Annotated in this window: 24 protein-coding genes; 15 read left to right on the top strand and 9 right to left on the bottom strand. The window is 72.7% G+C overall.

From position 1 onward, the window contains the following. Positions 1-47 precede the first annotated feature (47 nt). Both D9V37_RS05280 and D9V37_RS05275 read left to right on the top strand, forming a co-directional pair. Positions 48-236: a dihydrofolate reductase family protein gene (locus D9V37_RS05280; protein WP_232524763.1), complete on the top strand. Its 189-nt coding sequence runs from the start codon at positions 48-50 to the stop codon at positions 234-236. 9 nt (positions 237-245) lie between these two features. Further along, positions 246-836 (top strand): rhomboid family intramembrane serine protease, encoded by a 591-nt coding sequence (locus D9V37_RS05275; protein WP_121805117.1) that lies wholly within the window; start codon positions 246-248, stop codon positions 834-836. Between the two features lie 6 nt (positions 837-842). Here D9V37_RS05275 and D9V37_RS05270 read toward each other — a convergent pair whose 3' ends face one another. Genes D9V37_RS05270 through D9V37_RS05245 form a run of 6 tightly spaced genes read right to left on the bottom strand, consistent with a single transcriptional unit; the run spans position 843 to position 5,254 of the window. Beyond that, positions 843-1,658, bottom strand: a complete 816-nt coding sequence (locus D9V37_RS05270) for an ABC transporter permease subunit (protein ID WP_121805116.1) — start codon at positions 1,656-1,658, stop codon at positions 843-845. After that, positions 1,658-2,590, bottom strand: coding sequence for an ABC transporter ATP-binding protein (locus D9V37_RS05265; RefSeq protein WP_232524762.1), 933 nt, complete (start codon positions 2,588-2,590; stop codon positions 1,658-1,660). The genes D9V37_RS05270 and D9V37_RS05265 overlap by 1 nt, the downstream gene beginning before the upstream one ends. A 39-nt stretch (positions 2,591-2,629) precedes the next feature. Further along, the gene (locus D9V37_RS05260; RefSeq protein ID WP_232524761.1) at positions 2,630-3,175 is read right to left on the bottom strand and encodes a uridine kinase family protein; all 546 of its coding nucleotides are present in this window, start codon (positions 3,173-3,175) and stop codon (positions 2,630-2,632) included. Further along, positions 3,172-3,606 (bottom strand): GNAT family N-acetyltransferase, encoded by a 435-nt coding sequence (locus D9V37_RS05255; protein WP_232524760.1) that lies wholly within the window; start codon positions 3,604-3,606, stop codon positions 3,172-3,174. Before D9V37_RS05255 ends, D9V37_RS05260 begins: the two co-directional genes overlap by 4 nt. Further along, the gene (locus tag D9V37_RS05250) at positions 3,603-4,808 is read right to left on the bottom strand and encodes an alanine racemase (protein ID WP_121805113.1); all 1,206 of its coding nucleotides are present in this window, start codon (positions 4,806-4,808) and stop codon (positions 3,603-3,605) included. The genes D9V37_RS05255 and D9V37_RS05250 overlap by 4 nt, the downstream gene beginning before the upstream one ends. 2 nt (positions 4,809-4,810) lie before the next feature. After that, positions 4,811-5,254 (bottom strand): cellulose synthase, encoded by a 444-nt coding sequence (locus tag D9V37_RS05245; protein ID WP_121805112.1) that lies wholly within the window; start codon positions 5,252-5,254, stop codon positions 4,811-4,813. Between the two features lie 17 nt (positions 5,255-5,271). On the opposite strand from D9V37_RS05245, the gene D9V37_RS05240 reads away from it, so the two are divergent. The 11 genes from D9V37_RS05240 to D9V37_RS05190 all read left to right on the top strand — a co-directional run bounded on the left by D9V37_RS05240 (position 5,272) and on the right by D9V37_RS05190 (position 16,858). Beyond that, positions 5,272-5,742: an SseB family protein gene (locus D9V37_RS05240; protein ID WP_158604380.1), complete on the top strand. Its 471-nt coding sequence runs from the start codon at positions 5,272-5,274 to the stop codon at positions 5,740-5,742. Positions 5,743-5,989: 247 nt separating this feature from the next. After that, complete coding sequence (gene infC, locus D9V37_RS05235; RefSeq protein WP_232524759.1) at positions 5,990-6,715, top strand: translation initiation factor IF-3; 726 nt, start codon at positions 5,990-5,992, stop codon at positions 6,713-6,715. A 49-nt stretch (positions 6,716-6,764) separates the two neighbouring features. Further along, entirely contained in the window at positions 6,765-6,959 is a 195-nt protein-coding gene (rpmI, locus tag D9V37_RS05230) for a 50S ribosomal protein L35 (protein ID WP_121805110.1), read from the top strand. A gap of 32 nt (positions 6,960-6,991) precedes the next feature. Further along, the gene (gene rplT, locus D9V37_RS05225; protein ID WP_121805109.1) at positions 6,992-7,375 is read left to right on the top strand and encodes a 50S ribosomal protein L20; all 384 of its coding nucleotides are present in this window, start codon (positions 6,992-6,994) and stop codon (positions 7,373-7,375) included. 19 nt (positions 7,376-7,394) lie between these two features. After that, on the top strand, positions 7,395-8,168 hold the full coding sequence (locus D9V37_RS05220) for a TrmH family RNA methyltransferase (RefSeq protein ID WP_232524758.1): 774 nt from the start codon (positions 7,395-7,397) through the stop codon (positions 8,166-8,168). A 74-nt stretch (positions 8,169-8,242) separates the two neighbouring features. Further along, positions 8,243-8,566, top strand: a complete 324-nt coding sequence (locus D9V37_RS05215; protein ID WP_121805108.1) for a hypothetical protein — start codon at positions 8,243-8,245, stop codon at positions 8,564-8,566. A 48-nt stretch (positions 8,567-8,614) separates the two neighbouring features. After that, entirely contained in the window at positions 8,615-8,899 is a 285-nt protein-coding gene (locus D9V37_RS05210) for a YiaA/YiaB family inner membrane protein (protein WP_121805107.1), read from the top strand. A gap of 47 nt (positions 8,900-8,946) precedes the next feature. Continuing rightward, a complete protein-coding gene (locus tag D9V37_RS05205) occupies positions 8,947-9,993 on the top strand; it encodes a sensor histidine kinase (protein ID WP_232524757.1) in 1,047 nt (348 codons plus the stop codon). Between the two features lie 135 nt (positions 9,994-10,128). Then, the gene (gene pheS / locus D9V37_RS05200; protein WP_121805106.1) at positions 10,129-11,232 is read left to right on the top strand and encodes a phenylalanine--tRNA ligase subunit alpha; all 1,104 of its coding nucleotides are present in this window, start codon (positions 10,129-10,131) and stop codon (positions 11,230-11,232) included. Between the two features lie 11 nt (positions 11,233-11,243). Next, positions 11,244-13,724, top strand: coding sequence for a phenylalanine--tRNA ligase subunit beta (gene pheT / locus D9V37_RS05195; RefSeq protein WP_332835739.1), 2,481 nt, complete (start codon positions 11,244-11,246; stop codon positions 13,722-13,724). Then, the gene (locus tag D9V37_RS05190) at positions 13,721-16,858 is read left to right on the top strand and encodes an ATP-binding protein (protein ID WP_121805104.1); all 3,138 of its coding nucleotides are present in this window, start codon (positions 13,721-13,723) and stop codon (positions 16,856-16,858) included. The genes pheT and D9V37_RS05190 overlap by 4 nt, the downstream gene beginning before the upstream one ends. A 3-nt stretch (positions 16,859-16,861) precedes the next feature. Here the strand turns inward: D9V37_RS05190 and D9V37_RS05185 are convergent, their stop codons facing one another. The 3 genes from D9V37_RS05185 to D9V37_RS05175 all read right to left on the bottom strand — a co-directional run bounded on the left by D9V37_RS05185 (position 16,862) and on the right by D9V37_RS05175 (position 19,685). Then, a complete protein-coding gene (locus tag D9V37_RS05185) occupies positions 16,862-17,689 on the bottom strand; it encodes an ABC transporter permease (protein WP_121805103.1) in 828 nt (275 codons plus the stop codon). Then, positions 17,686-18,699, bottom strand: coding sequence for an ATP-binding cassette domain-containing protein (locus tag D9V37_RS05180; RefSeq protein WP_121805102.1), 1,014 nt, complete (start codon positions 18,697-18,699; stop codon positions 17,686-17,688). The genes D9V37_RS05185 and D9V37_RS05180 overlap by 4 nt, the downstream gene beginning before the upstream one ends. Before the next feature lie 236 nt (positions 18,700-18,935). After that, positions 18,936-19,685: a DUF1015 family protein gene (locus D9V37_RS05175; protein ID WP_121805101.1), complete on the bottom strand. Its 750-nt coding sequence runs from the start codon at positions 19,683-19,685 to the stop codon at positions 18,936-18,938. Between the two features lie 59 nt (positions 19,686-19,744). On the opposite strand from D9V37_RS05175, the gene argC reads away from it, so the two are divergent. Together argC and D9V37_RS05165 are read left to right on the top strand one after the other, a co-directional pair. Beyond that, on the top strand, positions 19,745-20,779 hold the full coding sequence (argC, locus tag D9V37_RS05170; protein ID WP_121805120.1) for an N-acetyl-gamma-glutamyl-phosphate reductase: 1,035 nt from the start codon (positions 19,745-19,747) through the stop codon (positions 20,777-20,779). An 11-nt stretch (positions 20,780-20,790) separates the two neighbouring features. After that, positions 20,791-21,186 carry an ACT domain-containing protein gene (locus D9V37_RS05165; protein ID WP_121805100.1) on the top strand — a complete coding sequence of 132 codons (396 nt, stop codon included), beginning with the start codon at positions 20,791-20,793 and terminating at the stop codon, positions 21,184-21,186. Positions 21,187-21,192: the final 6 nt, after the last annotated feature.

Raw genomic sequence — 21,192 nt, 5'->3', positions numbered from 1 at the left:
AGGCGGCCTAACCAACTGTCACAGAATCGTGCAGCAGCCCCACCTTGGTGCGAGCGCTGCTCGCCGACGGGCTGGTCGACGTGCTCCACCTCTTCGTCTACCCGGTGGTGCTCGGCACGGGCGCGCGGCTGTTCCCCGACGGCACCGGTCGCACGCCGCTCGCGCTCGCCGACTCCACCACCTACACCAACGGCGTCGTCCACCTCGCCTACGGTCCCGCTGGATCTGCTGCCTAGTCTCGAGGCGTGAGCGAGGTCCGGCCGGTCGACCGCGGCAGCACCTGGCTGCAGGCGGTTGCCATCACGCTCGGCTTCACCGCCCTGCTGTGGCTGGTGCAGCTGGCCAATGCCGCCGACCACGGCGGGCTCGACCAGTACGGGGTCCACCCGCGCAGCGAGGAGGGCCTGCTCGGCATCGCCTTCGCCCCGCTGCTTCACGCCGGTTGGGCCCACCTGGAGGGCAACACCGTCCCGGTGATGGTGCTCGGCTTCCTGGTGCTGCTGGGCGGCATCGCGCGCGGGCTGCTGGCCACGCTCGTCGTCTGGGTCGTGGCCGGCGCCGGGGTGTGGCTCACCGCGCCCGCGAACTCCATCCACCTCGGCGCCTCGGTGCTGGTGTTCGGCTGGCTGGTCTATCTGGTGGTGCGCGGCTTCGTCACCGGCCGCATCGGGGAGATCGTGCTGGGCCTGGTGCTGCTCGTCCTCTACGGCACCGTGCTGCTCGGCGTCCTGCCCGGCCAGCCCGGAGTGTCGTGGCAGGGCCACCTGTTCGGCGCGATCGGCGGCGGGCTGGCCGCGTTCTGGGTCTCCGGGCGCCGGACCCGCCCCCGGCTCTGACGGAGCTCAGCTGATGTCGCGGCGTGAGAGCAGCCAGGAGCCGAGCCCGGAGAGCACCACCGCGTAGCCGAGGAACACCGCCGCGTTGACCCACAGGCTGAAGTACGGCGACGCACCGCCGGCGCCTCCGGTCGGGTCGTGGGTCACCAGCATCCCGACCGAGAGGTTGTCGGGCAGGAACTTCGGCGGGGTGGTCCAGTTCAAGATGCTGAACACGATCGAGAGCGCGATGTGGGCGATGAAGGCGATGCCCAGCGCCAAGAACACCGCGGCCAGTTGGTTGCGCACGAGCAGGCCGAACCCGAAGCCCAGCAGCGCCCAGAGCACGAACGTGAGCAGGGAGATCGCGAAGGTCTGCCAGGTGGCACTGCTGCCCAGGAACGTCGGTTCGCCCTTGATCGCGAGCACCAGCGTGCCGAAGCCGCCGGCCGCCAGGTCGTGCACGATGCCGTAGACGACGCCGATGATGACGACGGCCACGACCTTGGCCAGCAGCAGCTCCACCCGCCGCGGCCGGGCCAGGAACGTCGCGCTGATCGTCTGGTGCCGGAACTCCTGGGTGATGAGGATGACGCCGAGCGCCAGCGGGAAGAGCGGGGTGAGGTTGTAGACGAAGCCGCCGGCGTAGATCAGCTGCGCGGTGCCCTCGGTCATGATCAGGAACGGGTTGCTGGCCGGGTTGCGACCCGCGACCGTCGTGCCCACCAGTGACGCGAACAGCGCGGAGACGCCGCCGGAGACCAGGATCAGTCCCAGCAGCAGGCCCCACCACAGCCGCGTGGTGAAGATCTTGCGGACCTCGGCCCGGATGGCGCCGCCCATCAGGAGGCCTCCCCGAGGTTGCGGTTGGCGTTTTCCGGTGACTCGGTGAGCTCGAAGAACAGCTGCTCCAGGTCGGCGCCCTGCGCTCGCAGCTCGTAGAGGGCCACGTGCGCGGTGAGGGCGACGTCGCCGATGCGGCGCAGATCGCCGGTGAGGGCCGTCAGCGCGTCCTCGCCGGCCGGGGACGATGCGACCCCGGCCTCCTGCAATGCGGCCGCGAGCCGCGCCGGGTCCGACGAGCGCACCAGCGAGGTGGCCTCACCGTGCAGGTCCGACATCGGGCCCTGCTTGACCAGGGAGCCGTTGGCGATGATGAGGACGTCGTCGACGGTCTGCTCCACCTCCTGCAGCATGTGGCTGGAGACCAGGATGGTGCGGCCCTCGGAGGAGAGGTGGCGCAAGAAGCCCCGCAGCCACCGGATGCCCTCGGGGTCGAGACCGTTCGCGGGCTCGTCGAGGATGAGCACCTGCGGGTCGCCGAGCATGGCCGCCGCGAGTCCCAGCCGCTGACGCATGCCCATCGAGTAGCCCCCGGCCCGCTTGTTCGCGGCCGCGGGGATGCCGACCAGGTCGAGCATCTCGTCGACCCGTCGACTGGTGACGCCCGCGGTGTCGGCCAGCACCCGCAGGTGGTTGCGCCCGCTGCGACCGGGGTGGAAGCCGGTGGCCTCCAGGGCCGAGCCGACCACGCGCTGCGGCTGCGCGATCGCGGCGTACGGCACCCCGCCGATCGTCGCGGTGCCGCTGGTGGGTCGGATCAGCCCGAGCAGCATGCGCAGGGTGGTCGTCTTGCCGGCACCGTTGGGGCCGAGGAAGCCGGTGATCCGGCCGGGGTCGACGGTGAAGCTGAGGTCGTCGACCGCGGTGAAGCCGCCGAACCGCTTGGTCAGCCGGTCGACGACGATCTGGGGTCTGTCTGGCTGGGAGGGCACGGTTCCACCCAACCGGGGCCCGGGGCTGCGGGGCAACTGCTAATTGTCACGGTTGGGCACGACGACGTCGGCCCGGGCGCGGGTGTGCTGCGCGACGAAGAGCGCGTTCTCGCGCGCCTGCCAGCGGCGCCACTGCTCGTCCATGTCGTGGTTGCGCTCGTGGCCGCGGACCAGCCGCTGAGCGCGCGGCGCCTCCACCCAGACCAGCGTCGTCGTCCATCGTGCCCACGACCGGTGACCGGCGCCCACCCCCTCGAGCACCACCAGACCGGCCGCAGGCACCCGGTGCCACTCCGCCCAGGCGTCACCGGGCCAGTCCCACCGACGCCACCAGCCGTCGCCGCGCACCAGTCCCCGCAGCAGCAGCCCCACGCGGTGCTCGATCAGCGCCATGCCGTCCCACCCCGGGAACATCTCGTCCACGTGCACGACGTGCACCGCGCGTCGGCGCGCGATGGCCGCCGCCAACGTCGACTTGCCCGACCCGGACGGGCCGTCGACGCAGATCAACCGGGCGTGGCCCAGCCGCGCGGGCCGCGCCAGGGCGTGATGCAGCACCCGGCCGGCCGCCGCGTCGGGCGTCACGGTCCCGGTTCGCGTCGCATCGGCACGTGCGGGATGCCGTCCTCGAGGAACCCGGGCCCGTCGACCACGAAGCCGAACGTCGCGTACCAGCCGGCCAGCGGTGCCTGCGCCGCGAGCAGCACGGGCCGCTCGCCGGTCTGCTCGATCGCGGTCCGCATCAGGTCGTCGGCCAGACCGCGGCCGCGGAAGGCCGGGTCGAGGACCACCCGTCCGATCCGCATCGCCTCGGGCTCGGCCAGCACGCGCACGTACCCCGCCAGCTGGTCGCCGTCGTGCAGCAGCAGGTGCCGGGTGCCGGGCTCCTGGTCGCGGTCGTCGAGGTCGAGGTAGGGGCAGTCCTGCTCGACCACGAACACCTGCTGTCGCAGCCGCCACACGGCGTACGCGGTGCGCAGGTCGAGCTCCTCGAACGAGGCGGAGGTGATCCTCACCAGGCGTGCCCCAGGCCGCGGTAGGTCGAGACGGTCTCGACCACGTCGCTGCCGCGCACGAGGTGCACCACGTCGGTGTGCTCGGCCGGCTCACCGGACTTGGCGTGGCGGAACCACACCAGGTCGCCCACGGCCAGCCGGTGCGCGCCCGGGCCGGCGAGCGGGGTCTGCACCTCTCCGGCGCCCTCGAGGCCGGTCAGCTGCAGGCCCGGGGGAGCCCAGGGCAGCGGCAGCCGGTCCTTGCCGGCCGCGCCGCTGGCCGCGAAGCCGCCGCCGGCCACCGTCGCGACGTCCTCGTTGGGCCGGCGGACCACCGGGACGGCGAAGAAGGACGCCGGGCGCGGCTCGAAGGACTCGTAGTGGTCGAACAGCGCGGGCACCAGCAGACCCGATCCCGCCGCCACCTCGGTCACCACCGGGTCGGCGACGGTGGTCTCGACGCTGCCGGACCCGCCGGCGTTCCAGAACTCCAGGTCGGCGATCTCGCCCAGCGCCGCGGCGATCGCCGAGCGTCGCTCGGTCAGCTGCGCCACCGAGGCCTGCTTGAGCCGTCGCACGATCAGCGATTTGGGACCGGGCAGCGCGTCCTGGACGCCGGCCACCTGTCCTTCGTAGGTCATCACCCCGACCAGCCGCAACCCGGGCCGGTCGACGATCCGGCGGGCCAGTGCCGCCACGTCGTCGACGTCGAACAGCGGCGACCGCTTGGGGCCGACGTGCTGGTGGCGCAGCCGCAGCCCGGCGTCGACGTCGATGGCCACCCGCACCGGCTCGCCGGGTCGGGTCGGCACGAGGTCGAGCTGGGCGACGTCGTCGACCATCAGGGTGACTGCGGCGCGGGCGGCGTCGCTGTCGACCAGCCGCTGCAGGGCGGAGGAGTCGACGCTGGGGTAGCCCATCACGACGTCGTCGCTGATGCCCTCCTCGCACAGCCACAGCGCCTCGCGCAGGGTGTAGGCCAAGACGCCGCCGAAGCCGTCGTGGGCCAGGGCCCGCTCGAGGAGCGCGGGCACGCGCAGCGACTTGCTCGCTACGCGGACCGGTTTGCCCGCCGCGCGCCGGACGAGGTCGTCGGCGTTGGCGTCGAAGGCGTCGAGGTCGACGACCATCAGCGGGAAGGCGAGGTCGGCCAGGCCGCGGGCGGCGTGGTCGAGACGGCGACCCAGCGCGTGCCGCTCCACCTCGTCCAGGATCTCGCTCATCGTCAGCTGATGCCGTGCTTCTTCAATATGGCCGACACGTCGTCGTCGAGCGCGGGGGCGGGCGCGGCGACCTGCTTCCGGTCGGCAGTCGCCTGCGGGGCGGCCTCACCGCGCGCTCTGCGGCCACGGCGGCGGACCCCGACGCCGCGGCCGAGCATCGCGCCGGAGGCCACGAACAGCACCGCGCTCACGGCCAGGACGACGACACCGGCCCAGGTGGTGGGGTGGAAGACCAGCCGGCCGGCCCAGCGGCTCACGTCGTCGACGACGTCGCTGGCCAGCCGCAGCGTGCCGGTCAGCCACAGCCCGATCGGCAGGAGCGTCCAGGCCAGGCCGCGCAGCCCGGCGGCCGGGCCGCGGCGTCGCCACGCGCTCCAGGTGTAGGCCGCACCGAGCGCGGTCAGCACGAAGGCCAGCGCGGCCCAGGTCGTGCCGTCGAGCGTCATGACGCCAGACTATCGGCGTGCGCACAGTCCTCTCGGCCACCGAGTTCGGCGACGACGACGGTGCACCCGACCCGCGACTGGTCGAGGCCCTGACGGTCTACCGCGAGGACCCCCAGGGCGGCTACCTGCCGGCGCTGGCGGCGCTCTCGGCGAGCCGGGTGGTGGTGCCGGTCGTCGCGCAGGGCGAGGAGAGCACGGGCGTCGACATGGCCACCGTGATGATGCGCCGCGCCGACGGGGCGACCGCGCTGCTGTCGTTCTCCTGCCTGGACCACCTGACCGACTGGGACGCCCAGGCCCGGCCGCTGCCGACCCCGGTGGCGCGGGCCGCGCTGGCCGCGATGCAGGAGGGGTGCGCCGCGCTGCTGGTCGACCACGCGGGCCCGGTGCAGCTCGCGGTCGCCGGCGAGGACCTCGAGCACCTCGCGCGAGGGCATCGCCTGGTGGCGCTCGACGGGGGCGGCTGGGGCTGGCTGCAGGGGTCCTGAGCGGGCTTTTGCGCCCGCTGCGTGTGCCTTGTACCCTTGAGAACGACCGATCGGTGCTGCCAGCGCGTCATCAGGTGGCATCGGTCCGCAAGCGGGAACCTCACGAGGGGTCCCCACCCGCATCGGCCGCGAGGTCGTCGGGTTCGGGTCAGCGAGACGGACGGCCAGCCGGTGAGAACCGGGACGAGCCGCCCGCCGCGAGGGCTTCCGCTTGCGAGCGGGAGCCTTTTTCCGTTTCTCGGGCGAGGTGCTCTCGGCGGTCGGCCCGTCGTACGACCCAGGAGGACACATCAGCACCGAGCTGCGCATCAACGACCGGATCCGGGTACCCGAGGTCCGGCTCGTCGGCCCCAACGGCGAGACCGTCGGCATCGTGCCGACCGACCAGGCGCTCAAGCTGGCCCAGGAGGCCGACCTCGACCTCGTCGAGATCGCACCTCAGGGCAAGCCGCCCGTCTGCAAGCTCATGGATTACGGGAAGTTCAAGTACGAGAACGCCCAGAAGGCCCGTGAGACGCGCCGGAACCAGACCAACGTCGTCATCAAGGAGATGAAGCTCCGCCCCAAGATCGACAGCCACGACTACGAGACCAAGAAGGGTCACGTGGTCCGGTTCCTACGGGCGGGCGACAAGGTCAAGATCACCATCATGTTCCGCGGCCGCGAGCAGCACCGCCCCGAGCTCGGGTTCCGGCTGCTGCAGCGTCTGGCCGAGGACGTCACGGAGCTGGGCTTCGTGGAGTCGGCGCCCAAGCAGGACGGTCGCAACATGGTCATGGTGCTCGGACCCCATCGCAAGAAGGCCGAGGCCAAAGCCGAGGAGAAGGCCGAGCGGCAGGCCAAGGCCGACGCCCGCCAGGCCGAGCGCGACACCGAGCGCGCCGAGGTCGAGGCGGCCCACGCCGCCGGTCCCGTCGCCCAGAAGAAGACGCGCGGCCGGTCGGAGAACCTCGACCCCGAGATCGACGCCTGATCGACGCCTGAGACCCCAGCAACAGGCCCCAGCAACAACAGGAGACACCATGCCGAAGAACAAGACCCACTCCGGTGCCAGCAAGCGCTTCCGCGTCACCGGCTCGGGCAAGATCCGCCGCCAGAAGGCCGGCCTTCGCCACAACCTGGAGAAGAAGCCCTCGAAGATGACCCGCCGCATGTCGGGCACCACCGAGGTCGCCAAGGCCGACGTCAAGGCGGCCAAGAAGCTGCTCGGGCTCTGATCCACCCCTCACGTACCTAGAAGGAGAATCACGTGGCACGCGTGAAGCGGGCGGTCAACGCCCAGAAGAAGCGTCGGACGACCCTGGAGCGCGCCTCGGGCTACCGCGGCCAGCGCTCGCGGCTCTACCGCAAGGCCAAGGAGCAGGTCACCCACTCCCTGGTCTACAGCTACAACGACCGTCGCAAGAAGAAGGGCGACTTCCGCAAGCTGTGGATCCAGCGGATCAACGCCGGCGCCCGCGCCAACGGCATGACCTACAACCGGTTCATCCAGGGCCTCAAGGCCGCAGGTGTCGAGGTCGACCGCAAGATCCTGGCCGACCTGGCCGTCACCGACGCCCCGGCCTTCGCCGCGCTCGTCGAGACCGCTCGGGCCGCGCTGCCCGACGACGTCAACGCCCCGGCCACTGCCTGAGGCGGACCCGACCCGGCCGTTGCTGCGACGCAGCAGCGGCCGGGTCAAGGCGGCTCGTCGCCTGCAGCAGCGCAAGCACCGCGCCGAGCAGGGACTGTTCCTGGCCGAGGGCGCCAAGGCGCTGAGCGAGGCCGCTCGGGTGCCCGGCTGCGTCGTCGAGGTCTTCGCGACCCCGGCCGCCGCGCAGGCCTACGACGAGGCGCACGGCCCCGGCACCGCCTGGAGCTGCTGTGACGAGGACGCCCTTGCCTCGTTGGCCGACGCCGTCACCCCCCAGGGGATCGTGGCCCTCTGTCGCACCCTGGACGCCGATCCCGGTGTGCTGCGCGGAGCCCGGCTGGTGGCCGTGTGCGCCGACGTCCGCGATCCCGGCAACGCCGGCACCATCGTGCGCACCGCCGATGCCGCCGGCGCCGACGCGATCGTCCTGGCCGGCGACACCGTCGACCCCTACAACGCCAAGACCGTCCGCGCCAGCGTCGGCTCGCTCTTCCACCTGCCCCTGGTGCGCGTGGCCGACCCGGCCGAGGCCGTGACGCTGTGCCGCGACGCCGGACTGGGCGTCCTGGCCGCCGAAGGCGCGGGGGAGCGCGATCTGTTCGCCGCGACCGACCTGCTGGGGGCGCCGACGGCCTGGCTGTTCGGCAACGAGGCGTGGGGCCTGCCCGAGGAACTGGCGGCGCTGGCCGACCACCGCGTCCGGATCCCAATCCACGGCCGCGCCGAGAGCCTCAACCTGGCCACCGCCGCCGCCGTCTGCCTCTACGCCTCGGCGCAGGCCCACCGGAGCTGAGAACCGGGCACTCGGGCATGCGAGTGGAGGAAACCGCCCACCCGTCCACCGACGCCTCTGCCAGACTCCCGCCCATGCCCCCCTCCCGCTGGTCGATCGCCTCGGAGGGGTCGTTGCTCTCCATCGGCTCGTCGTACTCGGTGCTCTCGATCGGCAGCGTGGGTTCGTTCGCCAGCCTCGGCTCGGTGGGGTCGGCGATGTCGGCGTTCTCGGCGTTCTCCTGGCAGAGCTTCGGGTCGTGGTTCTCCGCGCAGGCGTCGGGCTCGGCGTTCAGCTACCGCGCCGACCATGCCGTGGCAGAGAGCCACGGCGAGGGCACGTTGCCGCGGTGGGTGGCTCCAGCGGCAGCGGCGGTGCTGACCGCCGTCGTGCTGGGTGCGCGTACTCAGCGCGGTTGAGCAGCGGCCCGGGTCCGCGGCGCGGGCTAGCGGCCGAGGCTGGTGCGCATGACCACTCCTGCTGCCAAGACCACCTCCGCCTACTTCGCCCAGGCCGGCATCGCCTTCGCCGTCGCGCTGCTCTCCGTCGTGCTGGGCATCGTCTATCTCCCCGTCGACGGCTGGATGCGCGCCTTCCTCGCCGTCGGCGTCATGTTCTTGGTGACCTCGTGCTTCACGCTGGCCAAGGTCGTCCGCGACGCCCAGGAGTCGGCCGGGCTCTCCAGCCGGCTCGACCAGGCCCGGCTGGACCGGATCCTCGCCGAGCACGACCCGTTCAAGGAGCCCGTCTGACCAGGTCGATCGCCTTCCGCACCCCCTCTCCGGCCTAGGGTGAGGGGGTGCTGGTCGGTCAGGAGGCTCTCGACGCGCTGCCCGACGGCATCGTCGTGGCCAACGACGCGGGCGCGGTGATCCTCACCAACGCTGCCGCCGTGCGCATGCTCGGGCTGGAGGGCGACGGCGTCGGGCGGATGCTGCGCGACGTCATCCGGCTGCAGGATCGCGACGGCGAGCTGTGGTGGACCTGCTACGACCCCTACGCCGGCCTGGCCACCAAGGTCGGCGTGCCCGAGCAGTCGTGGATCCTGCCCGGTGGCGGCGAGGTGCTGGTCACCGTCCGCATCAGCCGTGAGCGCGGCGGACCGGTGCAGCAGGTCGGCCTGGTGCTGCGTTCGGCCCGCGGCCGGGAGCGGCTCGACCGCGAACGCTCCGACCTGGTGGCCACCGTCGCCCACGAGTTGAGGTCGCCGTTGACCGGCGTACGCGGCTTCGTCACCACCCTGATCAGCCGCTGGGACGTCCTCAACGACGAGCAGCGCCGGCTGATGCTCGAGACCGTCAACAACGACGCCGAGCGGCTGGGCCGCCTCATCACCGAGCTGCTCGACGTCGCCCGCATCGACACCGGCCGGCTGCCGCTCTACCGTCGCGACGTCGACGTCCGGGCGCTGGCCCAGCGGGTCATCGAGAGCTCCCGCATCGGCACCAACCGCGAGTTCGAGTTCGACGCCCCCGAGAAGGTCCCGACCGTCTTCGCCGACCCGGACAAGCTCACCCAGGTGGTCACCAACCTGGTCGAGAACGCCGTGCGCCACGGCGAGGGCACCACCACCGTGAGCCTGGCCGCCGCGCACGACCCGCACCTGGGCGACGTCGTGCGCCTGATCGTGGACGACGAGGGCGAGGGCATCCCCGAGGAGATCCGCAAGCGGGTCTTCACCAAGTTCTGGAAGCACGGCCAGCGCGGCGGCAGCGGCCTGGGCATGTACATCGTCAACGGCCTGGTCACCGTGCACGGCGGCACCCTGGAGATCAGCGACTCACCCGCCGGCGGCGCCCGGATCAGCGTCCTGCTGCCGACCACCGACCCCCGCGAGGCGACCTAGTCCAGAACGAGACGCACCGTCTCGGCACCGTTCGACCCTGCATCTTGTTCTGGACTACCGCGGCAACCCGTTCGCCTGCCCCCGCCCGGGCTTCCTAGACTGGGCTCGCTCCACCCACTTTCTCGAAAGGCGCTCATGTCGGGCCCGAACACCGAGTACGACCCGGTCCAGGTCACGCCGTTGGGCGAGGCCGAGGTGGCGCGGATGCGCGAGGACGCGCTGACCGCGATCGCCCAGGCCACCGACCTCGCCGCGCTCAAGCAGGCCCGGGCCGACCACACCGGCGACCGGTCGCCGCTGGCGCTGGCCAACCGCGAGATCGGCGCGCTGCCGCCGCAGGCGCGACAGGAGACCGGCCAGCGGGTCGGTCAGGCGCGCGGTGCGGTGAGCCAGGCACTCGCCCAGCGCCAGCAGGTGCTCGAGGCCGAGCACGAGGAGCGCTCCCTGGTCGCCGACACCGTCGACGTCACGCTGCCCTGGGACCGGCAGGCGCCGGGGGCCCGGCACCCGATCACCACCACCTCCGAGCGGCTGATGGACGTCTTCGTCGCCATGGGCTGGGAGATCGCCGAAGGCCCCGTCGTCGAGGCCGAGTGGCTCAACTTCGACGCCCTCAACCTCGGCGCCGACCACCCCGCGCGCACCATGCAGGACACCTTCTGGACCGAGCCGGCCGAGAACGCCGTCGTGCTGCGCACCCACACCTCGCCGGTGCAGGCCCGCACCATGCTGACCCGTACCCCGCCGATCTACGTCGTCTGCCCGGGCCGGGTCTTCCGCACCGACCCCTTCGACGCCACGCACAGCCCGATGTTCCACCAGATCGAGGGTCTGGTCGTCGACGAGGGCATCTCGATGGCGCACCTGCGCGGCTCGCTGGACCACATGCTGGCCGCGCTGTTCGGCGAGGGCATCCGCACCCGCTTCCGCCCCTCCTACTTCCCGTTCACCGAGCCGTCGGCCGAGATGGACATGGTCTGCTTCGTCTGCCGCGGCGAGGAGCCCGCCGTCGAGACGTGCCGCACCTGTCGGGGCGAGGGCTGGATCGAGCTCGGCGGCTGCGGCGTGGTGAACCCGCGCGTGCTCACCGCCTGCGGCATCGACTCCGAGCGCTACTCCGGCTTCGCTTTCGGCTTCGGCATCGACCGGATGGCGATGTTCCGCCACGACGCCGCCGACCTGCGCGACATGTTCGAGGGCGACGTCCGCTTCTCCTCCGCTTTCGGGTCGGAGGTCTGATGCGCGCCCCGATGAGCTGGGTCCGCGAGTACGTCGACCTGCCCGCCGAGGTGTCCGTCGAGGACGTCGCCGCCCGGCTGACCGCCCTCGGCCTGAAGCTGGAGGCGCTCGAGCGTCCCGGCCACGACATGTCGGGCCCGCTGGTCGTCGGTCGCGTGCTGACGATGGAGCCCGAGCCGCAGAAGAACGGCAAGACCATCAACTGGTGCAGCGTCGACGTCGGTGCCGCCAACGGCACGGGCGAGCCGCAGGGCATCGTCTGCGGCGCCCACAACTTCGAGCCCGGCGACCTGGTCGTCGTCGTGCTGCCCGGGGGAGTCCTGCCCGGGCCCTTCGAGATCTCGGCGCGCAAGACCTACGGCCACACCAGCGCCGGCATGATCTGCTCGGCCTTGGAGCTCGGCCTCGGCGACGACGCTCTGTCATCGAAGGGCGGGATCATCGTGCTCCCGAAGGACGCCGGCGAGCCCGGCGACGACGCCTTCGACCTGCTCCACCTGCGTGACGAGGTCATCGAGTTCGAGATCAACCCCGACCGCGCGTACGCGCTGTCGATGCGCGGCGTCGCCCGCGAGATCGCGCTGGCCTACGACGTAGCCTTCCGCGACCCCGCCCTGCGTAAGGTCCCGGCCGGCAACGACGACGGCTACCCGGTGCGCGTGGCCGCCACCGACGCCTGCCCGGTCTTCGTCACCCGCACCGTCACCGGCTTCGACCCCACGGCGCCGAGCCCGGCGTGGCTGGCCCGTCGGGTGCAGCTGGCGGGGATGCGCTCGATCAGCCTGGCCGTCGACGTCACCAACTACGTGATGCTCGAGCTCGGCAACCCGATCCACGGCTACGACGCCGACAAGCTGGCCGGCCCGATCGTGGTGCGTCGCGCCGAGGCGGGGGAGCACATCACCACCCTCGACGGCCAGGACCGTGCGCTCGACCCGGCCGACCTGCTCATCACCGACGACTCCGGTCCCATCGGGCTGGCGGGCGTGATGGGTGGGGAGAGCACCGAGCTGTCGCCGACCACGACCACGGTCGTCGTCGAGGCCGCCCACTTCACCCCGGTCGGGATCTTCCGCACCGCGCGGCGCCACAAGCTGCCCACCGAGGGCGCGCGCCGCTGGGAGCGCGGGGTCGACCCGACCCTGCCCGCGGCCGCCGCCGACCGCGTCGCCGAGCTGCTGGTCCGCTACGGCGGCGGGCAGGTGGCTGCCGGCGTCACGCAGCTGGGCCAGGCGCCCGCGCAGGTGCCGATCGACCTGCCGCTCGACCTGCCGGCCCGCGTCAGCGGACTGGTCATCGACGCCGCCACGGTCGAGGCCGACCTGCGAGCGGTCGGCTGCGAGGTGCAGGTGGTCGGCGACCGGCTCACCGCGGTCCCACCGCCGTGGCGGCCCGACCTGACCGATCCCTACGACCTGGTCGAGGAGGTCGTCCGGCAGGTCGGCTACGACGAGGTGCCCAGCGTGCTGCCGCCGGCGCCCAGCGGCCGGGGGCTGACCCGCGAGCAACGGCTGCGGCGCCGGGTCGGGCGCACCCTGGCCGGGGAGGGCCTGGTCGAGGTCGTCTCCTTCCCGTTCGTCGGCGACGCCACCTTCGACCGGCTCGGGCTGCCGGCCGACGACGTGCTGCGTCACGCCGTACGCCTGGCCAACCCGCTCTCGAGCGAGGAGCCGTTCTACACCACGACGCTGCTGCCCGGCCTGCTCGAGGCGGCGGCGCGCAACCTCGGTCGCGGCGCCCCCGGCGTAGCGCTGTTCGAGACCGGCACCGTGGCCTTCCCGCGTGATGTCGCGGCGCCCATCCTCGGCGTCGACCGACGTCCGACCGACGCCGAGCTGCAGGCCCTCTTCGACGCCGTGCCCGATCAGCCGCTCTTTCTCGGCGCGGTCCTCGCCGGCGAGCGCGACCGCTCGGGCTGGTGGGGCAAGGGCCGCGGCGCGTCCTGGGAGGACGCGGTGGGCGTGGTCCGCCGGCTGGCGGTCGAGCTGTCCGTGGACGTCCGGATCGAGGCCGCGCAGCGCGCGCCGTGGCACCCCGGTCGCTGCGCCCGCTTCTTCGTGGGCGACGACGAGTTCGGTCATGCCGGTGAGCTGCACCCGCGGGTGTGTGCCGCCTTCGACCTGCCCGCCCGCTCGGCCGCGGTCGAGATCGACCTCGACTTCCTCATGCGGCGCGCCCCCGACGTCGTCCGGGCGCCCCGGCTGAGCCACTTCCCGGTGGCCAAGGAGGACGTCGCGCTCGTCGTGGCGGCCGACCTGGCCTCGGAGGTGGTGGCCGCGACCCTGCGCGAGGGTGCCGGCGAGCTGTGCGAGTCGGTACGCCTCTTCGACGTCTACACCGGCGAGCAGGCCGGTGAGGGCCGCAAGTCGCTGGCGTTCGCACTGCGGTTCCGCGCTTCCGACCGGACGCTGACCGAGACCGAGACCGGCGAGGCCAAGGCCGCCGCGGTCGCGCTCGCGGCCCAGCGCCACGGAGCAGAGCAACGCGCGTGAACCTGACCCTGCTCGACGGAGTCACCTGGGACGGACTCCCGGTGCCTGGCGAGCGGGGTCACCAGCTGCTGGCGGCGCTGACGCTCGCGGCACCGCGCGCGGTCGGCGTCGGCGACCTGGTCGAGCGGCTGTGGCCCGAGGAGGAGCCCGCCCACCCGGAGAAGGCGTTGCAGGTGCTGGTCTCCCGCACCCGAGCACGCACCTCGGCCGACGCCGTGCTGCACGGGGCGGGCGGCTACCGGCTGGGCCTGCGCGAGGACCAGGTCGACGCCCTGGAGGTGCGGCGGCTGGTGCGCCAGGCCCGCGAGGCGCGGGGGGCCGGCGACCTCGACGTCGCCCGCTACGCCGCCCACGACGCCCTGGGCGTGCCGCTCTCGGCCGCAGCGGCCGGTCCGCTGGCCGACCTGGCCGAGGCCGTCCGCGCAGACCAGGACACCGCCCGGCGGCTGCTCGGCTCGGTGCTGCTCGCCCGTGGCGACGCCGCCGCGGCGCTGCCGCTGCTGGAGGCCGTCCTGGCGCAGCACCCGGGCGATGAGGAGGTCATGGCCGACCTGCTGCGCGCGGAGGCCGACGTGCGCGGCGTGCCGGCCGCGCTCGAGCACTACGCCGGCTTCGTCGAGCGCAGCCTGGACGTCTCCGGTGCCGAGCCGGGGGAGCGGCTGCGACGGCTCCACGCCGAGCTGCTCGCGCGCGAGGCGCCGGTGCGAGAGGGCCTGCAGTACGAGGCGTCCCCGCTGATCGGGCGCGACGACGCCGTCGCCGACGTCCGCACCATGCTCGCCTCCGCGCGCGTGGTGAGCATGGTCGGCCCAGGCGGTCTGGGCAAGACCCGCATGGCTCACCTGGTGGGCCGGCTGGCGCAGCAACCGGTGGTGTACTTCGTGGAGCTGGCCGGCGTCAACGCGCCCGAGGGCGTGGCGCGCAAGGTGGCCGCCGACCTCGGCGTGCGCGACTCGCTCGCCGTGCGGACCGGTCAGCGCAGCACCGACCTGCGAGGGCGCATCGCCGAGAAGCTGGCCGGCGCCCCCACCTTGCTGGTGCTCGACAACTGCGAGCACCTGGTCGACGCCGTCGCCGACCTCGTCGCGTTCCTCGTGGTGGCCACCGACGGGCTGCGGGTGCTCACCACCTCCCGTGCTCCGCTGGGCATCGCCGCCGAACAGGTCTACCCGCTGGCCCAGCTGCACGAGGAGGAGGCCGTCGAGCTGTTCGGGCAGCGCGCCCGCGCCGCCCGGCCGGGCGTCCGCCTCGAGCCCGACGAGGTCCGCGCGCTCGTCGCGCGCCTCGACGGACTGCCGCTGGCCATCGAGCTGGCCGCGGCCAAGGTCCGCGTGATGGCGGTCGAGGAGATCACCCGGCGCCTGGAGGACCGCTTCGGTCTGCTCACCGGCGGCGACCGGACCGCCCCGGGGCGCCACCAGACGCTCGAGGCCGTCATCGACTGGAGCTGGAACCTGCTGCGCGCCGAGGACCAGCAGGCGCTGCGGTGGCTCACCGTCTTCCCCGACGGCTTCTCGCTGGCCGGCGCCGAGGCGCTCCTGGGCCACGACCCGCTACCGTCCCTGGCCGAGCTGATCGACCAGTCGCTGGTCGTGGTCACCGAGACCGGTTCACTGCGCTACCGGTTCCTGGAGACCGTGCGCGAGTACGGCCTGAAGCAGCTCGACGCCGTCGGTGAGCACGACGAGGCGATGGCCACCCTGCGCACCTGGGCGCTCGCCCACGGGCGGGCGCTCGGCGCGCGGCTCTTCACCCGCGACCAGGTGGCCGCTATGACCGACACCCGCGCCGAGGTGGGGAACCTGGCCGCCGTGATGCGTACCGCGCTCGACGCTCGCGACCGGCCGACCGTGGTCGTGCTGGCCGGCCTGCTGGCCGGGTTCTGGTCCATCGAGGGCGACCACATCACCGTCCTCAACCTCGCCAGCCCGGTCCTCGACGTGGTGCTCGACCACGACGGACCGGGATACGGGGAGGGCGCGGGCGAGGTGGACCTCGACGAGCTGCTGGGCACGATCAGCATGATGCTCATCAACGAGGGCATCTTCAGCGGTCACCCGCGTCCCGACGGGCTGGCCGAGCTGGGCCGACTGCCGGCCGGCAGCGGCGGCCGGGCCAGCGTCACCCGCAGCATGCTGCTCGCGATGTTCCACGAAGACGGACCTCGCAGCGTCGAGGACCTCGAGCAGCTCGCCGAGGCCGGGGATCGGCTGCTGGCCCGGACCGCCCTGCAGTGGCTGAGCCAGCGGTGGGAGAACGAGGGTGAGCTGGACCAGGCTCGTCGAGCGCTGGAGAGCTCCCTGGCGCTCTGCGACGGCGACGACGGACCGTGGACCGCGGCGCTGTGCGAGTCGATGCTCGCCGGCCTGGCCAGCCAGGAGGGCGACGCGGAGACCTGTCTGCGCCACGCCCGGCGTGCGTTGCCGGTGATGGAGCAGCTCGGCGCCACCCAGGACACGCTGGAGCTGCGGGCGATCATGGCGCTCTGCGAGCTGAAGCTGGGCCGGGTCGACTCCGCGCGCCGCACGCTCGAGGCGATCGCGGCCGACCCGCTGAGCAACGCCGCCGGCGGGTGGAGCGCGGGTCTGCTGAGCCTGGCCGAGCTGGCGTTCGCCGACGGTGACGTCGACGGCGGGCTGGACCTGGTCGGCCAGTCGGTCGAGACGGCCTACGGCATGCGGGCGATCGAGCTGCCCGTCGAGCACGACCTCACGCCATGGGTCCTCTTCTCCGAAACCGTCTCGGTGTTCACCCACGTCGTCCACAACCGGGCCGAGAAGGTGGCGCCGCTGGTGGCCAAGCTGCGTTCGGAGCTGCCCAGGATCTTCGACGGGGCCGGGCACCGAGGTGAGGTCGACGTGCCCGTCGTCGGCTGCATCCTGCTCGCGCTGGGCGGCTACGACCTGGCGACCGGTGACGATCCCGAGCGCTCGATCGACGCCCTGGCCCTCGCCCGCCGGTTCGGCTACCAGCGCACCCTGCCCTCGATGGACTGGGACCGCGTGCAGCGGCTGGCCGAGCAGTACGCGCCGGGACTGCTCGAGCCGGCCGTGGCCCGGTACGCCGACCGCCCCGCCACGCAGTTGCGTGACGAGGCGGCGGCGTCGGTGGCGGCTTCGGTCGCGAAGGGCTGAGCCTCAGATCGCCTTGCGGCGGTAGGCCCGCACCGACAGCGTCGAGAAGATCAGCACGACGGCGAGGTCGGCGACGACGGCCCAGCCCACCTGCGCGCTGAGGTGGCCCTGGTTGGCCAGGTCGCGGGTGGCGGTCACGACGTGCGAGACCGGGTTGACCTGCACGAAGTGCTGCAGCCAGCCCGGCAGGGTGTTGGCGCCGACGAAGGCGTTGGACACGAAGGTCAGCGGGAACATGATCATCATCGACATGCCCTGCACGGACTTCGAGCTCTTGCCGATGATGCCCACGAAGGTGAAGATCCAGGCCAGCGACCAGCCGGTGAAGATCACCAGCACCATGGCCGCCAGCACGCCGAGCACCCCGCCGCCGGGCCGGTAGCCCATGGCGAAGCCGGTGGCGAAGGTCAGCGTGGTGGCGATGGTGTAGCGCAGCAGGTCGGCCACCATCGGCCCGGCCAGCGGTGCGATCCGGGCGATGGGCAGCACCTTGAAGCGGTCGAACACACCCTTGTCCATGTCCTCGCGCAGCTGGGTGCCGGTGGCGATGCAGGCGGTCATCGTGGTCTGGGCGAGGATGCCCGGGATGAGCAGCGGCAGGTAGCTCTTGACGTCACCGGAGATCGCGCCACCGAAGACGTAGGCGAACATCGCGGTGAACAGCAGCGGCTGGACGAGGACGTCGAAGAACTCCTCGGGGTTGCGCATCATCTTCTTGTAGGAGCGCCAGGCCATCGTCAGCGTCTGGCTGACGGTGTCGGAGAGGCTGATGTGGCGGCGGACGTCCGCGGCCGGGTCGAGAGCGGTCATCCCATAGGTGTGGGTGGTCATCGCACGACCTCCAGTTCGGGTGAGTCGGTGGTGGTGTCCTCGGTGGTGTCCTCGGCGGTGTCGTGACCGGTCAGGGCCAAAAACACCTCGTCGAGGGTGGGCTGGGCGACGCTGACCGACTCCACGCCGATGCCCTGCTCGCGCAGGGCGACGAGCGCGTCGGCGGCCTGGTCGGCCTGGGCCAGCGCCACGTTGATGCCGCCCTGCTCGGGCGTCATCACCGGTGCGGCGTCGAGCACCCGGCCGATGACGGCGGCCGCGGCGGCCACCTCGGCGGGGTCGGCGACCCGCAGCTGCAGCGTCGAGCTGCCGACCGAGGTCTTCAGCTGCGAGGGCGTGCCCTCGGCGACCTTCTGGCCGCGGTCGATGACCGCGATGCGGTCGGCCAGCTGGTCGGCCTCGTCGAGGTACTGCGTGGTGAGCAGGATGGTGCAGCCGTCGTCGACCAGCTCGCGGATCGTGGTCCACATCTGGCCGCGGGTGCGGGGATCGAGCCCCGTGGTGGGCTCGTCGAGGAAGATCAGCGGCGGGCGCCGGATCAGGCTGACCGCGAGGTCGAGCCGGCGCCGCATGCCGCCGGAGAACTTCGCGATCTGCCGGTCGGCCGCCTCCTCGAGCCCGAACTGGCCGAGCAGCGTGGCGGCCCGCTCGCGCGACTCCGCCTTGGAGTACCCGAGCAGCCGGCCGAAGAGGAAGAGGTTCTCGTTGGCGGTGAGGTTCTCGTCGACCGAGGCGTACTGCCCCGTGACGCCGAGCAGCTGGCGCACCTCGTGCGGGTGGGTGGCGACGTCGAGACCGAAGATCTCGGCCGCGCCGCCGTCGATCTTGAGCAGTGTCGCGAGCATGGAGAGCGTGGTGGTCTTGCCGGCGCCGTTGGGCCCGAGGACCCCGAAGATCTCGCCGCGCTTGACGTCGAGGTCGATGCCGTCGACCGCGCGGTTGTCGCCGAAGTCCTTGACCAGGCCACGAGCGTGGACCGCGAGGGTCCCGTCGAGCTGAGGGCTCGTCATGGTGGAGCTCCTTCCGTGGTGGTTGATGGCACCACAGTGGAGGACCGCGCTTTCACCGCGGTTTCATCGCCGCGGCAGGTGGTTTCACCGCCCGCCGTCGACCCCGACCCCGTGTGCGCCAACTGCGCACGTGCGCACCCGGCGCGCGGGAACGACGCGATCGGGCGCGCCGACGTCGCAAGTGTGCAAGTGGCGCACCCCAGGCACCCGGCCAGGCACCCGGCCAGGCACCCGCCTCACACCCGCACGAACAACCCCGACGCCGGCTTCGGTCGGAACCACGTCGTCTTCGGCGGCACGGTCCGCCCGGCGTCGGCGGTGGCGATCACCTCGGCCAGCGACGGCACCAGCACCTCCTCGCCCGGCGGGCGGCGGTGGGCCTCCAGGGAGAGGCCGTCGAGGGCGTAGACGACGACGCCCACGCCGAACCGCGCCGGGCGGCCGGCGCGCTCCCACAGGCGCAGGCTCGCGGCCGCCCGGTGGTGGCCGTCGGCCAGGTAGTGCCGGGCCGAGGAGAGCTCGGCGGCGAGATCGGGCAGCGGCCCGAGCCGCCACACCGCGTGCTCGACGCCGTCGGCGGTCCCCACCTCGATCGCCGGGTCGCCGACGTCGTCGGCCAGCGCGGCGAGGAACCGCGGGCCGGCGTCGTGGAGCGTCGTCACCAGCTCGATCCGCGCGGGTCGCTGCGAGAGGTGGTCGACCAGGGCCGCCACGCGCTCGGGCAGCACCTCCTCATGGCCGCGGACGCGGCCGTCGGCGAATGCCGGTGCGTCCATCGAGGCCACGATGCCCACATGGGTGCCGGTACCGTCGCCCGACGGCGTGGCCTGGCGGTAGCGGTAGAAGGCTGGACCTTCGTCCTCGTACGCGCCGGGCTCGAAGGGCACCGTCGTCTCGTCGCCGGACTGCGGCATGGGCACGACCAGGCGGCCGGCGTCGTCCGGCCGCACCAGGGCGCCGTCGAAGGGATGCACGAAGCCGGTCACGAGGCGCCATTCCAGCAGATGGACCCGACGGTCCGCACTATGCAGGAGCGTGTATGGTCATGCATATGACGCGTGTGAAGGCCGCCGTGGCCGGCGCCAGCGGCTACGCCGGCGGCGAGGTGCTGCGGCTGCTGCTGGGGCATCCCGGCGTCGAGATCGGCGCCGTCACCGGCGCCTCCAACGCCGGCCAGCCACTCGGTGCCCTGCAGCCGCATCTGGTGCCGCTGGCCGACCGGGTGCTGGAGGAGACCACGCTCGAGGTGCTCGCCGGCCACGACGTGGTGTTCTTGGCGCTGCCCCACGGCGAGTCCGGCGCGATCGCCCGGCAGCTCGGCGACGACGTCGTCGTGGTCGACTGCGGCGCCGACTTCCGGCTCACCGACGAGGCGGTCTGGCAGCGGTTCTACGGCTCGAGCTACGCCGGGTCCTGGCCCTACGGCCTGCCCGAGCTGCCGGGCCAGCGCGACCTGCTGCGCGGCGCCACCCGCATCGCCGTCCCCGGCTGCTACCCGACCGTCTCCACGCTCGCGCTGGCCCCGGCGGTGGCCGCCGGGATCGTCGAGGCCGACGACCTGGTCGTCGTGGCCGCCTCCGGCACCAGCGGCGCCGGCAAGGCGGCCAAGCCGCACCTGCTCGGCTCGGAGGTGATGGGCAGCGTCAGCGCCTACGGCGTCGGCGGCGTCCACCGGCACACTCCGGAGATCGTGCAGAACCTCTCCGGGCTCACCGACGCCGAGGTCAAGGTCAGCTTCACCCCGCTGCTGGTGCCGATGCCGCGCGGCATCCTCGCCACCGCGAGCGCCAGCACCCACGTCGACGCCGCCCAGGCGCGCGCGGCGTACGAGAAGGCGTACGCCGACGAGCCGTTCGTGCACCTGCTGCCCGAGGGTCAGTGGCCGCAGACCAAGTCGGTCGTCGGCTCCAACGCCGTGCACCTGCAGGTCACCGTCGACGAGGCGGCGGGCCGGCTGGTCGCGGTCGGCGCGGTCGACAACCTGGCCAAGGGCACCGGGGGAGCGGCCGTGCAGTGCATGAACCTCGCGCTGGGCCTCGACGAGTCCACCGGCCTCTCGAGCGTCGGGCTCGCACCGTGAACCCGCCTCACATGAATCTTGCCCAGTACCCCGAGAAGCTCGCCGTCGTCCGGCTCGGCCCCGGCGCCGAGGTGCCGGCCTGGGCCGAGTCCAGCTCGGTCTTCTCCGTCGTCGCGACCGCCACCGAGACCTCGGTGGTCTGCGCGACCCGCAGCGTGCCCACCAAGGCGCGCTCGCAGGGACCGTTCACGGCCTTCTGCGTCGAGGGACCGCTGGACTTCGCCCTCACCGGTGTCCTGGCGCAGCTGCTGACCCCGCTCGCCGAGGCCGAGATCAGCGTCTTCACGCTCTCGACCTTCGACACCGACTGGATCCTCATCCCCACCGACAAGGCCGACGACGCGGCCGAGGTCTGGCGACGATCGGGCCATACCGTCGCCCCCGCCGTCCCCGTCGAGCCCAGCTAGGAACCC

Source organism: Nocardioides mangrovicus (assembly GCF_003674065.1).
Taxonomy (GTDB): Bacteria; Actinomycetota; Actinomycetes; order Propionibacteriales; family Nocardioidaceae; genus Marmoricola; species Marmoricola mangrovicus.
Note: the sequence above shows the minus strand (reverse complement) of the source record. Positions and strands in the feature narration are given on the sequence as shown.

Bases quoted from the DNA above. Each gene is read 5' to 3' on its own strand.
- D9V37_RS05270 (WP_121805116.1), bottom strand. From the start codon at position 1,658: ATGGGCGGCGCCATCCGGGCCGAGGTCCGCAAGATCTTCACCACGCGG.
- D9V37_RS05250 (WP_121805113.1), bottom strand. From the start codon at position 4,808: ATGAGCGAGATCCTGGACGAGGTGGAGCGGCACGCGCTGGGTCGCCGT.
- D9V37_RS05245 (WP_121805112.1), bottom strand. From the start codon at position 5,254: ATGACGCTCGACGGCACGACCTGGGCCGCGCTGGCCTTCGTGCTGACC.
- rpmI (WP_121805110.1), top strand. From the start codon at position 6,765: ATGCCGAAGAACAAGACCCACTCCGGTGCCAGCAAGCGCTTCCGCGTC.
- D9V37_RS05215 (WP_121805108.1), top strand. From the start codon at position 8,243: ATGCCCCCCTCCCGCTGGTCGATCGCCTCGGAGGGGTCGTTGCTCTCC.
- D9V37_RS05210 (WP_121805107.1), top strand. From the start codon at position 8,615: ATGACCACTCCTGCTGCCAAGACCACCTCCGCCTACTTCGCCCAGGCC.
- pheS (WP_121805106.1), top strand. From the start codon at position 10,129: ATGTCGGGCCCGAACACCGAGTACGACCCGGTCCAGGTCACGCCGTTG.
- pheT (WP_332835739.1), top strand. From the start codon at position 11,244: ATGAGCTGGGTCCGCGAGTACGTCGACCTGCCCGCCGAGGTGTCCGTC.
- D9V37_RS05185 (WP_121805103.1), bottom strand. From the start codon at position 17,689: ATGACCACCCACACCTATGGGATGACCGCTCTCGACCCGGCCGCGGAC.
- D9V37_RS05180 (WP_121805102.1), bottom strand. From the start codon at position 18,699: ATGACGAGCCCTCAGCTCGACGGGACCCTCGCGGTCCACGCTCGTGGC.
- argC (WP_121805120.1), top strand. From the start codon at position 19,745: ATGCATATGACGCGTGTGAAGGCCGCCGTGGCCGGCGCCAGCGGCTAC.
- D9V37_RS05165 (WP_121805100.1), top strand. From the start codon at position 20,791: ATGAATCTTGCCCAGTACCCCGAGAAGCTCGCCGTCGTCCGGCTCGGC.